Origin of the sequence: Burkholderia anthina (assembly GCF_902498995.1) — a bacterium.
In the GTDB taxonomy this organism is placed as follows: domain Bacteria; phylum Pseudomonadota; class Gammaproteobacteria; order Burkholderiales; family Burkholderiaceae; genus Burkholderia; species Burkholderia anthina.
On the sequence record NZ_CABVLY010000026.1, the window covers coordinates 73,331 to 87,054 of the forward strand.

General features: G+C 65.8%; 12 protein-coding genes and 1 tRNA gene. 9 read left to right on the forward strand and 4 right to left on the reverse strand.

From position 1 onward, the window contains the following. The first annotated feature begins 8 nt into the window (after positions 1-8). From BME24068_RS27885 to BME24068_RS27925, 9 genes are all read left to right on the forward strand, one after another. Positions 9-1,004 carry a polyprenyl synthetase family protein gene (locus BME24068_RS27885; protein WP_096506188.1) on the forward strand — a complete coding sequence of 332 codons (996 nt, stop codon included), beginning with the start codon at positions 9-11 and terminating at the stop codon, positions 1,002-1,004. Between the two features lie 149 nt (positions 1,005-1,153). Beyond that, positions 1,154-1,230, forward strand: a tRNA-Pro gene (locus tag BME24068_RS27890). Positions 1,231-1,381: 151 nt separating this feature from the next. Beyond that, complete coding sequence (locus tag BME24068_RS27895; protein ID WP_096506186.1) at positions 1,382-2,671, forward strand: HlyC/CorC family transporter; 1,290 nt, start codon at positions 1,382-1,384, stop codon at positions 2,669-2,671. Positions 2,672-2,754: 83 nt separating this feature from the next. Then, positions 2,755-4,032, forward strand: coding sequence for a GspE/PulE family protein (locus tag BME24068_RS27900; protein WP_174927980.1), 1,278 nt, complete (start codon positions 2,755-2,757; stop codon positions 4,030-4,032). 5 nt (positions 4,033-4,037) lie between these two features. Then, complete coding sequence (locus BME24068_RS27905; protein WP_174927981.1) at positions 4,038-5,243, forward strand: type II secretion system F family protein; 1,206 nt, start codon at positions 4,038-4,040, stop codon at positions 5,241-5,243. 44 nt (positions 5,244-5,287) lie between these two features. Further along, a complete protein-coding gene (locus BME24068_RS27910; protein WP_174927982.1) occupies positions 5,288-6,199 on the forward strand; it encodes a prepilin peptidase in 912 nt (303 codons plus the stop codon). Positions 6,200-6,283: 84 nt separating this feature from the next. After that, entirely contained in the window at positions 6,284-6,892 is a 609-nt protein-coding gene (gene coaE / locus BME24068_RS27915; protein WP_174927983.1) for a dephospho-CoA kinase, read from the forward strand. Positions 6,893-7,002: 110 nt separating this feature from the next. Next, a complete protein-coding gene (zapD, locus tag BME24068_RS27920) occupies positions 7,003-7,758 on the forward strand; it encodes a cell division protein ZapD (protein WP_096506176.1) in 756 nt (251 codons plus the stop codon). Positions 7,759-7,785: 27 nt separating this feature from the next. Continuing rightward, positions 7,786-7,986 (forward strand): DNA gyrase inhibitor YacG, encoded by a 201-nt coding sequence (locus BME24068_RS27925; RefSeq protein WP_096506174.1) that lies wholly within the window; start codon positions 7,786-7,788, stop codon positions 7,984-7,986. A 60-nt stretch (positions 7,987-8,046) separates the two neighbouring features. Here the strand turns inward: BME24068_RS27925 and BME24068_RS27930 are convergent, their stop codons facing one another. From BME24068_RS27930 to secA, 4 genes are all read right to left on the reverse strand, one after another. Then, positions 8,047-8,490 (reverse strand): NUDIX domain-containing protein, encoded by a 444-nt coding sequence (locus BME24068_RS27930; RefSeq protein WP_096506172.1) that lies wholly within the window; start codon positions 8,488-8,490, stop codon positions 8,047-8,049. Continuing rightward, positions 8,487-9,356, reverse strand: coding sequence for an ATP-binding protein (locus BME24068_RS27935; RefSeq protein WP_096506170.1), 870 nt, complete (start codon positions 9,354-9,356; stop codon positions 8,487-8,489). Before BME24068_RS27935 ends, BME24068_RS27930 begins: the two co-directional genes overlap by 4 nt. Before the next feature lie 19 nt (positions 9,357-9,375). Then, positions 9,376-10,617 carry a bifunctional glutamate N-acetyltransferase/amino-acid acetyltransferase ArgJ gene (gene argJ, locus BME24068_RS27940; RefSeq protein WP_174927984.1) on the reverse strand — a complete coding sequence of 414 codons (1,242 nt, stop codon included), beginning with the start codon at positions 10,615-10,617 and terminating at the stop codon, positions 9,376-9,378. A 147-nt stretch (positions 10,618-10,764) separates the two neighbouring features. Beyond that, positions 10,765-13,560, reverse strand: coding sequence for a preprotein translocase subunit SecA (secA, locus tag BME24068_RS27945; RefSeq protein WP_096506166.1), 2,796 nt, complete (start codon positions 13,558-13,560; stop codon positions 10,765-10,767). Positions 13,561-13,724: the final 164 nt, after the last annotated feature.

Here is a 13,724-nt window from a genome sequence, read left to right on the forward strand (position 1 = left end):
CGATCATCATGTCGTCGTCCACCGCCTCCCCCACCCTCAGCGCCGCCCACCTGCTCGCTCCGATCGCAAGCGACATGGAGCAGGTGAATCGCGTTATCCGGCAAAGCCTCGCGTCCGACGTACTGCTGATCAACCAGATCGCCGAGTACATCATCGGTGCGGGCGGCAAGCGGCTGCGTCCTGCCCTGTTGCTGCTCGTCGCCGGCGCGCTCGGCGAGACGTCGCACCAGCGGCACGTGCTGGCTGCCGTCGTCGAGTTCATCCACACCGCCACGCTGCTGCATGACGATGTCGTCGACGAGTCCGAATTGCGGCGCGGTCGGCAGACGGCCAACGCGCTGTTCGGCAACGCGGCGAGCGTGCTGGTAGGCGACTATCTCTATTCGCGCTCGTTCGAGATGATGGTCGGCGTCGGCAAGATGCGCGTGATGGAGATCCTGTCGGAAGCGACGACGATCATTTCCGAAGGCGAGGTGCTGCAGCTTCTCAACATGCACGATGCGGACGTCGACGAGACCCGCTACATGCAGGTGATCCGCTACAAGACCGCGAAGCTGTTCGAAGCGTCGGCCCGACTGGGCGCGGTGCTCTCGGGCGCCGATGCGCCGACCGAAGCGGCCGCGGCCGAGTATGGCCGCCGCATCGGCACCGCATTCCAGATCATGGACGACTGGCTCGACTACGCAGGCACGGCCGAGGCGATGGGCAAGAACGCCGGCGACGATCTGCGCGAAGGCAAGCCGACGCTGCCGCTCATCTATCTGATCGAACGCGGCACGCCCGAGCAGTCCGCGCTCGCCCGCGAGGCGATCGAACAGGGCGGCACCGATCGCTTCAACACGATTTTCGACGCGATCACGCGTTCGGGTGCGCTCGACCATACGCTCGAATGCGCACGCCAGGAAGCCCAGGCTGCGGCGGCCGCGATCGCCGCGTTCCCGGATTCGATCTACAAGGAAAGCCTGCTCGCGCTGTGCTCGTACTCGACGTCGCGGCAGTCGTAAACGCGCCGCGAATCGAAGGCGATACCTTGTCTCGAAAAATTTCTTCATCAAGGTATTCCCTTTTAGAAAAAACATCGTTATAGTTACGTTCTTGCTTGAGACGACGCAGCGATCTGAACGAAAACTGCGAAGTTGGAAGGGCAAAAAATCGGGGTGTAGCTTAGCCTGGTAGAGCGCTACGTTCGGGACGTAGAGGCCGGAGGTTCGAATCCTCTCACCCCGACCAGATTTTGAAAAAACCGTGCACCGTGTGCACGGTTTTTTTTTACCCGCTTTTTGCCCGTTCGCACGGGCCGTCGCGCCATGCGCGACACATCCCGGCCATCGGCCTCTGCTATATTCCCTCCATTCCTGTCCTTCACTGCCCTTTCCGACGCGTGGACCAAATTCCCTTATGGGCGCAAATCGGCGCCGTCTTCCTGCTTCTCCTCTGCTCCAGCTTCTTTTCCATTTCCGAGACCGCGATGATGGCGCTCAACCGTCACCGGTTGAAGCATCTCGCCGGCCAGGGCGCACTCGGCGCGAAGACCACGCAGGGCCTGCTCACCCGCACCGACCTGCTGCTCAGCGTGATCCTGATCGGCAACAACCTGTTCAACACGATCATCCCGGTTCTGACGACGTCGCTCGCGCTGCATACGTTCGGCCGTAACAACCTCGCGCTGTCGATCGCGACCGGTGTCGTCGCGTTCCTGATCATCGTGTTCGCGGAAATCGCGCCGAAGATCGTCGGCGCGACCTATCCCGAGCGCATCGCGCTGCCTGCGAGCCTCGTGATCGCGCCGCTGATGCGCGTCTTCAAGCCGGTCGTCTGGTTCGTCAACGCACTCGCGAACGGCGTGCTCTGGGTGCTGCGCATCAACACGAAGAAGGGCCGCGACCAGCGGATGTCGGCCGACGAGCTGCGCGCGATCGTGCTCGAATCGAGCAGCTTCATGCCAACCAAGCACCGCAGCATCCTGCTCAACCTGTTCGACCTCGAGAACATCACCGTCGACGACGTGATGGTGCCGCGCCGCCAGATCGAGTCGCTCAACTTCTACGCGCCGCTCGACGACGTCCTGCACCAGCTCGAGACCTGCTATCACAACCGGCTGATCGTGTACGAAGGCGACATCGACAAGGTGCTCGGCGTGCTGCACGTGCGCAAGACGCTCACCGCGCTGCACAACCAGGATTTCGACCGCGAAACGCTGCGCACGCTGCTCGCCGAACCGTACTACGTGCCGTCGGGCACGCCGGTCGTTCAGCAGCTCCAGTATTTCCAGGAAAGCCGGCAGCGTACCGCGCTCGTCGTCAACGAGTACGGTGAACTCGAAGGGCTCGTCACGCCCGAGGACATCATCGAGGAGCTGATCGGCGAATTCACGACGTCGATGCCGCGCAGCGAACGCGCGGGCGGCTGGGACGAGAACGGCGAATGCATCGTCGCCGCCAGCATGCCGCTGCGCGAACTGAACCGCTGGCTGCACCTGCAACTGCCGACCGACGGGCCGAAGACGCTGAACGGCCTGATCCTCGAAATCCTCGAGGAAATTCCGGAAGGCGACGTGTGCGTGAAAATCCGCGACGTGATGCTCGAGGTGATGCGCAGCGACGATCAGGCCGTGCGCACCGTCAAGCTATTCAAGCCGCGCGGCACGCGCGCACGCGCCGCCGCGCGCTAGCCGAACGGCCGACTGCCGGCGCCGCCGACGATCCGCGATCATTTCCCGGTCACGATCAACAGGCGGCCGACACGCCGGCTCACATGCATTTCAACTCTCCCGCGGCGGCGCTGCATGCCGAGCGCTCGCCTGCTCCCCCCGACACATTGCCCGCATCGCGCGCCCGCCCGCTCGATGCGGCGCAGCTCGACGATTCGCCCGCCGTCCGGTTGCTGACCGACACGCTTCACGCAGCACGCGTGCGCGATGCGTCCGACATCCACGTCGAACCGTTCGAATCGGGCTGGCGCATCCGTCTGCGCATCGACGGCGTACTCCACGAACATGCGCGACCGCCCGCTCACCTGCGCGACGCGCTCGTCACGCGGATCAAGGTGCTCGCGCGCATGGACATCGCCGAACGCCGGCTCCCGCAGGACGGTCGGCTGCGCATTGCGGTCGACGCCGGGATGCGGGGCGACTATCGGGTCAGCTCGCTGCCCACGCTGTTCGGCGAGAAACTCGTGCTGCGCCGCCTGGAAACCCTGCCGCCCGACCTCACGCTCGCACGCCTCGGCTTCGATGCACGGCAGGCGGCTGCAATGGAGGCTGCGATACGCGCACCGCATGGCCTCGTGCTCGTCACCGGGCCGACCGGCAGCGGCAAGACGCTGTCGCTCTACTGCGCGCTGCAGATGCTCGACCGCGACGCACACAACGTATGCACGGTCGAGGATCCGGCCGAGATCCAGCTCGACGGCATCAACCAGGTCGGCGTCGCCGAGAAGGCCGGCCTCACCTTCGCGACCGCGTTGCGCGCGCTGCTGCGGCAGGATCCGGACGTCATCATGGTCGGCGAGATTCGCGATGCGGAGACGGCCGACGTCGCGATCAAGGCCGCGCAGACGGGCCACCTCGTGCTGTCGACACTGCATACGAACGACGCGCCGGCGGCCGTCGCGCGGCTGCTCGACATCGGTGTCGCGCCGTACAACCTCGCGGCCGCGTTGCGCCTCGTCACCGCGCAGCGCCTCGTTCGGCGTCTGTGCATCGCCTGCCGCGTGCGCTCCGACGCGCCCGCGTGCGTGCTGCGCGAAGCCGGCTGCGATTCGGCGGCCCTCGAATCCGGCTGGCGCCCGTTCGTCGCGCGCGGTTGTGCCGCCTGTCATGGCATCGGTTATCGCGGCCGGATCGGCCTGCATCAGACGATGCCGGTTTCAGCGGAGATGGCAGAGCGCATCGTGGCGCGCGCGAGTGTCGGCGCGCTCGCGCAATGCGCGGCGGCCGAGGGTGTGCTTGGCCTGCGCGATGCAGCGCTCGCGCACGTTCACGACGGCACGACGAGCATGGCGGAAGCACTCGCCGCAACCCCGGACGCCTAATCGCCATGCGCACGCCGCCACACGAAACCCGCTTCACGTGGCGCGGCCGTCGACGCGACGGTACGCGATGCAGCGGAACCGTCATCGCGTTCGATGCGGCCGCGGCGCGCACGGCACTCTCGCGCGACGGCATCGCGGTGCTGGCACTCGACGTACGTGGCACGGCACGGCCGCCAGCGGCCGGCGCACGAGACGTCACGCGCTTCACGCGTCAGCTTGCAAGCCTGCTGCAAGCCGGACTGCCGCTCGCGCCGTCGCTCGACATGCTCGCCCGCACGCGCACGCGTGACGGGCTGCCGCGCATCGCGGCGGGCCTCGCGCGCGAAATCGTCGGCGGTCAGCGCTTCGCCGCCGCGCTCGCGCGCTATCCGTTCCAGTTCGGCACGCTGTATCGGCAACTGATCGAAGTCGGCGAAGCATCGGGTGCGCTCGCCACCGTCCTGACGCGCGTCGCCGAGCATCGCGAACGTGCGGATGCCCAGTGGCGCAAGCTGTGTGCCGCACTGGCCTACCCGGCTGCCGTCATCCTGTTCGCGCTTGCGATCTCGGCTGCATTGATGGTCTGGGTCGTACCGACGTTCCGGCAGATCTTCGATGGCTTCGGCGCAGCACTGCCCGCGCCGACCCGTGCTCTGCTCGCGCTGTCATCCGCGACATCGGCCTGGGGCGGCACGTTCGCCGCCGCCGCGGCAGCGGCGGGGCTTGCGACGCATCACGCGCTGCGACGCTCGGCGGCGCTGCGCTACGCGCTCGCACAACGCCTGCTGGACGCGCCGTTCTTCGGCAGCGCACTCAGGCGGTTCGCGGCCGCGCGCTGGTGCCGTTCGCTGGCGACACTGCTCGGCGCCGGCGTACCGCTCGCCGATGCCTTCGCAACGCTCGAACGCACGGCCGGCCATCCGGTGTTCGAACAGGCCACCGCGCGCATCGCGGCACGCGTGCTGCGCGGCGCGCGTCTTGCCGACGCGATGCAGGAGGCAGGTTGCTTCCCCGACGACGTGGTGCAGCCGATCGCCGTCGCCGAGGAAACCGGCGCGCTCGACACGATGCTCGCCGACATCGCCGCGCTATGCGAACGCCAGCTCGACGCTCGCCTCGATGCGATCGCCGCGCTCGGCGAGCCGCTGATCGTGATCGTGCTGGGCGCACTCGTCGGCGGCCTCGTGATCGCAATGTATCTGCCCATCCTTCAGTTGGGCAACGTGGTGTAGCATCGCAACCGACTCTGTCGCCTTTAAAGTTCCAACCCGAGCCCATGACGCCCGCGCCCCTGTACACCGTTTTCGACTCGCCCGACAGCACGCTGCTCGCGCTGGCGTTGCTGCCACCTGCGGCGCAGTACGCGTTCGCCGTCGTCCTCGGTATGTGCGTCGGCAGTTTCGTCAACGTGGTCGTACACCGGATTCCGGTGATGATGCAGCGAGCGTGGGAAGCGGAAATCGCCGAAGCGACCGGCAACACGCCTGCCGCACCCGACGACGGCTATCCGGCTCACTACGATCTGTGGCGCCCGCGCAGCGCATGCCCGCATTGCGGCCACGTGCTGCGTGCATGGGAGAACATCCCGCTCGTGAGCTATCTGATATTGCGCGGGCGCTGCCGGCAGTGCGGCCACGCGATCGGCGTGCGCTATCCGCTCGTCGAACTCGCCGGCGCGCTGCTCGCCGCCGGTTCGCTCGCCGCATTCGGCCCCACCGGCGCCGCACTCGCCGCGTTCGGTTTATGCGCCGCATTGCTCGCGATGAGCGCGATCGACATCCAGACCGGCTACCTGCCCGATTCGATGACGCTGCCGCTGCTCTGGGCCGGACTCGCACTGAACCTCGGCGGCACGTTCACGTCGCTGCGTTCGGCCGTGGTCGGCGCGATGGTCGGCTACCTGTTCCTGTGGTCGATCTACTGGCTGTTCAAATGGCTGCGCGGGATCGAAGGCATCGGTTTCGGCGACCTGAAGCTGCTCGCCGCACTCGGCGCATGGATGGGCTGGGCCGCACTGCCGCAGGTCGTGCTGTTCGCCGCGGTGACGGGCGCGATCGTCGGGCTCATCGCGACGTGGCGCGGCCGCATGCGCTTCGAGGAGCCGATTCCGTTCGGCCCGTTCCTGGCAGCAGGCGGCGTCGCGACGCTGTTTTTCGGCACCCCTTTTTATTCGGCGCTCGGCGGCTGACATGACACGCTGCCCGCATTCGCATCGTTCGCTGCATCGTGGCGACGCGATTCGCGTCGTGGCGGCGGCCCGGCGGAGGCTCACATGTTTGCAATAGGACTCACCGGCGGCATCGGCAGCGGCAAGACGACCGTCGCCGATCTGTTCGCCGCGCGCGGCGCATCGCTCGTCGATACCGATCTGATCGCGCACCGCATCACTGCTCCGGCAGGTCTCGCGATGCCGGCGATCGAGCAGGCATTCGGGCCGGATTTCGTCGCGGCCGACGGCTCGCTCGATCGCGCCAGGATGCGCGCACTGATTTTCAGCGACGACGATGCACGCCGGCGTCTCGAAGCGATCACGCATCCGCTGATCCGCGCCGAGACCGATCGCGAAGCTGGCGACGCGCAGGGCCCGTACGTGATCTTCGTCGTGCCGCTACTCGTGGAGTCAGGTAATTGGAAGGCGCGCAGCGATCGCGTGCTCGTCGTCGACTGTTCCGTCGAAACGCAGATTGCGCGCGTGATGCGGCGCAATGGTTTCACGCGCGAACAGGTCGAGGCGATCATCGCAAGGCAGGCGACACGCGAAGCGCGCCTCGCGGCGGCCGACGACGTGATCGTCAACGACGCGACGACGCCCGATGCGCTCGCCGCCGAAGTCGACGCATTGCACCAACGCTATCTAGGATTCGCGGCTGCCGCGCACTGATTGGCGCGCGCGATCGTGATGGTGTACGAAATTGGTGCGTTGCTAGGGTAGAGAGTGAGCATTAGAATGTCCTGCATTGTTTCAATCCCTACCCCGAGAGGCGAGCGCGCTTGATTCTTTACGAGTATCCGTTCAACGAGCGAATTCGCACGCTGTTGCGCCTCGAAGACCTGTTCGAGCGCTTCGCGTTCTTTTTGGCTCAGGAGGACCCGCGTGAGCACCACATCGCGTTGACGACGCTGTTCGAAATCGCCGAGGTGACAGGCCGCGCGGATCTGAAATCGGATCTGATGAAGGAGCTCGAACGTCAACGCCAGACGCTCGCCCCCTTTCGCGGCAATCCGGGTATCGAACAGAACGCGCTCGAAGCCGTGCTCGGCGAAATCGAGCAAACGCTCGCCAATCTCGCGCAGATGCAGGGCAAGACCGGGCAACATCTGGTCGACAACGAGTGGCTTGCCAGCATTCGCAGCCGCGCGGTGATTCCCGGCGGCACGTGCAAGTTCGATCTGCCGTCCTACTATGCGTGGCAGCAATGGCCCGCCGAACAGCGGCGCCAGGACATCGCGAAGTGGATCATGCCGCTGCTGCCGCTGCGCGACGCAGCGGCGATCGTGTTGCGGCTCGCACGCGAATCGGGGCAGGCGTCGAAGGTGATGGCGATGCAGGGCAGCTATCAGCAGATGCTGTCGGGCCGCACCTACCAGCTGATGCAGGTACGTGTGCCGCCGGAACTGCGCGTGATCCCCGAAGCGAGCGCAAACAAATACATGCTGTGGGTACGGTTCACCATGCAGGACGGCGACGTGCGTCCGCGCGCGGTGGACATCGACGTGCCATTCCATCTGACCCTGTGCAATCTGTAACGGCCGCGTGCCGGTTCGACGTTTCGTATGACTACCGTTGTGAAATGCCCTTCGTGCGGCGTAGAAGTGCGCTGGACGCCTGAAAATCGGTTCCGTCCCTTTTGTTCGGCCCGCTGCAAGCAGCTCGACCTCGGCGCATGGGCCGCGGAAAAGTACCGGATCGGCGGCTCGTCCGACGAAGGTCCGTCGTCCGAGGAAGACGGCACCGACGACCGTCGCGACAGCTGAGCAGCGCGCGATCCCGCCCGCCAGCGATATGGCCCGCCTTTCAGGCGGGCCGCCACGGCGTCATTGCGACGCCGCTTCCTTCTCCAGCAGTTCGAGCACCGGCAGCGCCGCCGGCAACAGCGGCGCAACCTCGACCGGCAGTTGCTGCCACACGAACGCCTGCCCTTCCTTGCTGTGCGGCTCGCCCGTCCAGCCTGTCACCTTGCAGAAATAGAGCCGCACGTACGCGTGCGGATAATCGTGCTCGAGCGTATGCCAGCGATGGCTGGCCGTGACGACGATACCGAGTTCCTCGTGCAGTTCGCGCGCGAGCGCATCCTCGACGCTCTCGCCGGCTTCCAGCTTGCCGCCCGGGAACTCCCAGTAACCTTCGTACGGCTTGCCGAGCAACCGCTGCGCGAGCAGATACCGACCATCCGGCTGCACCATCACGCCGACCGCGACCTCCGTCACCTTGCGGCCGTCAGGCGCGCGCACGGCGCCCGCTGCGGAATCCGTGCTCATGCCTGCTCCTTACGGCCCGACCAGTCACGTGCGAACTGCCACGCGACGCGCCCCGAGCGGGAACCGCGCTCGAGCGCCCAGACGAGCGCGTCGCCGCGTGCCGTTTCGATCTCCGTGTCCGGGCAGCCGAAATGGCGCAGCCAGTGCCCGACGATGTCGAGATAGTCGTCCTGCTTGAACGGATAAAAGCTGACCCACAGGCCGAAGCGCTCCGACAGCGAGATCTTTTCCTCGACGACTTCGCCGGGGTGGATCTCGCCGTCCGGCAGATGCTTGTACGACTCGTTGTCGCTCATGTACTCCGGCAACAGATGGCGGCGGTTCGACGTCGCGTAGATCAGCACGTTGTCCGACTGCGCGGCGATCGAACCGTCGAGCGCGACCTTCAGCGCCTTGTAGCCCGATTCGCCGTCCTCGAACGACAGGTCGTCGCAGAACACGATGAACCGCTCCGGGCGCTGCGAGATCAGATCGACGATGTCGCCCAGATCGTGCAGGTCGTCCTTGTCGACTTCGATCAGACGCAGCCCGTCCTTCGCATACGCGTTCAGGCACGCCTTGATCAGCGACGACTTGCCGGTGCCGCGGGCGCCGGTCAGCAACACGTTGTTCGCCGGCTTGCTCTGCACGAACTGTCGCGTGTTCTGGTCGATCAACCCCTTCTGCCGATCGATGTTGTGCAGGTCGTCGAGCGTGATCGACGACGTGGCCGACACCGGCTGCAGATAGCCGCGCCCCTGGCGCTTGCGCCAGCGGAACGCGGTGGCGGCATTCCAGTCGACCGCTGCCGGCGCCGGCGGCAGCATTCCCTCGAGGCGGCCCAGCAGCGCTTCCGCGCGCGTCAGAAACTGTTCGAGCTTGTCCATGTCGTTCGAGCGCCCCCGATCAGGAGCGGTAATCCGCGTTGATGCTCACATAATCGTGCGACAGGTCGCACGTCCAGACGGTTGCCTGCGCGTCGCCGCGGCCGAGCACCACGCGGATCGTGATTTCGCTCTGCTTCATCACGCGCTGGCCATCCTCTTCCTGATAAGCCGGATTGCGGCCACCGGCCTTCGCGACGAGCACGTCGTCGAGATAGAGATCGATCTTGCCGACGTCGAGATCCGTGACACCCGCATAGCCGATCGCCGCGAGAATGCGACCGAGGTTGGGGTCGGATGCGTAGAACGCCGTCTTCACGAGCGGCGAATGACCGATCGCGTACGCGATCTGGCGGCATTCCGCGACACTTTTGCCGCCTTCGACCTGCACCGTCATGAATTTCGTCGCGCCTTCGCCGTCGCGCACGATCAGTTGCGACAGCACCTGTGCGACCTGCGTGACCGCGTCGCGCAGCGCCGCATAGGCCGGCGAATCGGTCGACGTGATCGCGGGCAGCGTGCTCTTGCCCGACGCGATCAGGATGAACGAGTCGTTCGTCGACGTGTCGCCGTCGATCGTGATGCAGTTGAACGAGCGGTCGGCCACTTCCTTCACCAGCGTGTCGAGCACCGGCTGCGCAACGTTCGCGTCGAACGCGAGGAAGCCGAGCATCGTCGCCATGTTCGGCTTGATCATGCCCGCGCCCTTGCTGATGCCCGTCAGCGTGACCGTGTGACCGTCGATCGTCACCTGGCGCGACGTCGCCTTCGGCAGCGTGTCGGTCGTCATGATCGCCTGCGCGGCGTCATACCAGTTCGCGGCCTTGCGGTTCGCGAGCGCGGCCGGCAGCCCTGCCTTCAGGCGATCGATCGGCAGCGGCTCGAGAATCACGCCGGTCGAGAACGGCAGCACCTGCGCGGCGTCGATGCCTGCCAGGCGCGCGAGTTCCGAGCAGGTTTCGCGCGTGTTCACGAGGCCCGGTTCGCCGGTGCCGGCATTCGCATTGCCCGTATTGATGACGAGCGCGCGGATGCCCGCACCGCCCGCACGCACCTTTGCCAGATGCTCGCGGCACACCGTTACGGGTGCGGCGCAGAAGCGGTTCTCGGTGAATACGCCGGCGACCGTCGCCCCTTCGTCGACGGAAATGACCAGCACGTCCTTGCGATTCGGCTTGCGGATGTTCGCTTCCGCCCAGCCTAGCGTAACGCCGGCGACGGGATGCAGTTGGGCGGGATCGATCGACGGAAAATTGACAGCCATGGGGCACACCTGCCGGATGGAAAATGCCGGCATGCGCCGGCATCGATTGGAAGAACCGGCGGCCGCACGAGCGGGCCGCCGCAACTCACATCACTGACTCGAAGCTGCGAACGAAGAAGCGGCACGCGCGAGGCGCGCCGCCGCCGATCATGACAGCTTCCCGTGACATTGCTTGTACTTCTTGCCGCTGCCGCACGGGCACGGGTCGTTGCGGCCGACCTTCGGCATGTCGCCGCCGGGGCTGCCGTGGGTCATCGCGCTGCCGACCATGTCGGCCGTCGCGGTAGCCGCCGTGGCGGCCGCGACGTTCGCAACCGGCCCGGCTTCCGCGTAGTCGGCGTGCTGGTACTCGACATTCTCGAGATGGCCGCTGCGCTCCTCGATCTGCTCCGCGGCTTCCTCGAGCTGCTCCGGCGACTGGATCTGCACGTTCATCACGATGCGCGTGACTTCCTGCTTGATCGCCTCGAGCATCGCGGCGAACAGTTCGAACGCTTCGCGCTTGTACTCCTGCTTCGGATTCTTCTGCGCATAGCCGCGCAGGTGGATACCCTGGCGCAGGTGGTCGAGCGCCGCGAGGTGCTCGCGCCACAGGCGGTCGACCGTTTGCAGCATCACCGAACGCTCGAACGCACTGAACGATTCGCGGCCGACCATCGCGACCTTCGCCTCGTACTGCTCGTCGGCGGCGGTCGTCACGGCTTCGAGAATCTCCTCGGCCGTGATCGACGACGACTCGTTCACCATTTCCTGGATCGCGAGATCGAGCTGCCAGTCGTTGCGCAGCGCTTCCTCGAGCTCGGGCACGTCCCACTGCTCCTCGATGCTGCCTGCCGGCACGAACTGGCGGACGACTTCGGTGATCACGCCGTGGCGCATCGCCGAGATCGTCTCGGTGATGTCGTGTGCTTCGAGCAGTTCATTACGCTGCTGGTAGATCACCTTGCGCTGATCGTTCGACACGTCGTCGTATTCGAGCAGCTGCTTGCGGATATCGAAGTTGCGCGCTTCGACCTTGCGCTGCGCGGATTCGATCGAGCGCGTGACGATGCCGGCCTCGATCGCCTCGCCTTCCGGCATCTTCAGGCGATCCATGATCGAACGCACGCGGTCGCCCGCGAAGATGCGCAGCAGCGGATCGTCGAGCGACAGGTAAAAGCGCGACGAGCCCGGATCGCCCTGACGGCCCGCGCGGCCGCGCAGCTGGTTGTCGATCCGGCGCGATTCGTGACGTTCGGTGCCGATGATGTGCAGGCCGCCCGCGGCCTTCACCTGCTCGTGCAGCGTTTCCCACTCGTCGTGCAGCTGCTTGATACGGCGCGCCTTTTCGTCGGCCGGGATCGTGTCGTCGGCGTCGATGAACGTCGCCTGCTTCTCGGCGTTGCCGCCGAGCACGATGTCGGTACCGCGACCGGCCATGTTGGTGGCGATCGTGATGCGCTTCGGACGGCCGGCTTCCGCGACGATCGCTGCTTCACGCTCGTGCTGCTTCGCGTTCAGCACTTCGTGCGGCAGCCCCGCCTGCTTCAGCAGGTGCGACAGCAGCTCGGAGTTCTCGATCGACGTCGTGCCGACCAGCACCGGCTGGCCGCGTTCGTAGCACTCGCGAATGTCGCGGATCACCGCGTCGTAGCGCTCCTTGGCCGTCTTGTAGATCTGGTCCTGCTTGTCGATCCGCTTCGGCGGACGGTTGGTCGGGATCACGACCGTTTCGAGACCGTAGATCTCGTTGAATTCGTACGCTTCGGTGTCCGCGGTACCCGTCATGCCGGCGAGCTTCGCGTACATGCGGAAGTAGTTCTGGAACGTGATCGATGCGAGCGTCTGGTTCTCGCTCTGGATCTTCACGTGCTCCTTCGCCTCGACCGCCTGGTGCAGGCCGTCGGACCAGCGGCGGCCCGCCATCAGGCGGCCCGTGAATTCGTCGACGATGACCACTTCGCCGTTCTGCACGACGTAGTGCTGATCCTTGTGGAACAGCGTGTGCGCGCGCAATGCCGCGTACACGTGGTGCATCAGCGTGATGTTCTGCGGCGCGTACAGGCTTTCGCCCTCGCCGATCAGGCCCCACTCGGCGAGCAGTCGCTCGGCCTTCTCGTGGCCCGACTCCGTCAGGAACACCTGGCGCGACTTCTCGTCGAGCGTGTAGTCGCCCGGCTTCTCGACGCCCGTGCCGTCGGCCTTCTCCTCGCCGATCTGGCGCTCGAGCAGCGGCGGCAGCGCGTTCATCCGCACGTACAGTTCGGTGTGGTCTTCGGCCTGGCCCGAGATGATCAGCGGGGTACGCGCCTCGTCGATCAGGATCGAGTCAACTTCGTCAACAACCGCGAAATTCAGTGCCCGCTGCACGCGCGCGTCGGTCTCGTAGACCATGTTGTCGCGCAGGTAGTCGAAGCCGAACTCGTTGTTCGTACCGTACGTGATGTCCGACGCGTAGGCCTGCTGCTTCTGCTCGTGCTCCATGCCCGACAGGTTGATGCCGACCGACAGACCGAGGAAGTTGTAGAGGCGCGCCATCCATTCGGCGTCACGCTGCGCGAGGTAGTCGTTGACCGTCACGACGTGCACGCCGCGGCCCGCGAGCGCATTCAGATAGACGGGCAGCGTCGCGACGAGCGTCTTGCCCTCGCCGGTGCGCATTTCGGCGATCTTGCCGTAGTGCAGCACCATGCCGCCGATCATCTGCACGTCGAAGTGACGCATCTTCAGCACGCGGCGGCTCGCCTCCCGGCAGACCGCGAACGCTTCCGGCAGCAGCTTGTCGAGCGACTCGCCACCGGCGACACGCTGGCGGAACTCATCCGTCTTGCCGCGCAACTGGTCGTCCGTCAGCTTCTCGATCTGCGTTTCGAGCGCATTGATCGTCGTGACGGTCTTTTGGTATTGCTTGACGAGCCGCTGGTTGCGGCTGCCAAAAATTTTCTGGAGAAAACCGGTTGTCATCGGATCGGACCCTGCGTCGCAGCACCGGCGCCCGGCGCGTGATGCGCGCCCCGACGCCCGAGCCTCGGCGGCTTAGCGAATTAGTGGACTCAAACGAGGAATTTTAGCACGCGGGAACGCATGCGCCCGTGTCCCGGCAGGACGCCCGGTGCGCACCGGCAAGC

What these genes read in the sequence shown, in the direction of transcription:
- BME24068_RS27885 (WP_096506188.1), top strand. Translation starts at nt 9, where the DNA reads ATGTCGTCGTCCACCGCCTCCCCCACCCTCAGCGCCGCCCACCTGCTC.
- BME24068_RS27900 (WP_174927980.1), top strand. Translation starts at nt 2,755, where the DNA reads ATGCATTTCAACTCTCCCGCGGCGGCGCTGCATGCCGAGCGCTCGCCT.
- BME24068_RS27905 (WP_174927981.1), top strand. Translation starts at nt 4,038, where the DNA reads ATGCGCACGCCGCCACACGAAACCCGCTTCACGTGGCGCGGCCGTCGA.
- BME24068_RS27910 (WP_174927982.1), top strand. Translation starts at nt 5,288, where the DNA reads ATGACGCCCGCGCCCCTGTACACCGTTTTCGACTCGCCCGACAGCACG.
- coaE (WP_174927983.1), top strand. Translation starts at nt 6,284, where the DNA reads ATGTTTGCAATAGGACTCACCGGCGGCATCGGCAGCGGCAAGACGACC.
- BME24068_RS27925 (WP_096506174.1), top strand. Translation starts at nt 7,786, where the DNA reads ATGACTACCGTTGTGAAATGCCCTTCGTGCGGCGTAGAAGTGCGCTGG.
- BME24068_RS27930 (WP_096506172.1), bottom strand. Translation starts at nt 8,490, where the DNA reads ATGAGCACGGATTCCGCAGCGGGCGCCGTGCGCGCGCCTGACGGCCGC.
- BME24068_RS27935 (WP_096506170.1), bottom strand. Translation starts at nt 9,356, where the DNA reads ATGGACAAGCTCGAACAGTTTCTGACGCGCGCGGAAGCGCTGCTGGGC.
- argJ (WP_174927984.1), bottom strand. Translation starts at nt 10,617, where the DNA reads ATGGCTGTCAATTTTCCGTCGATCGATCCCGCCCAACTGCATCCCGTC.
- secA (WP_096506166.1), bottom strand. Translation starts at nt 13,560, where the DNA reads ATGACAACCGGTTTTCTCCAGAAAATTTTTGGCAGCCGCAACCAGCGG.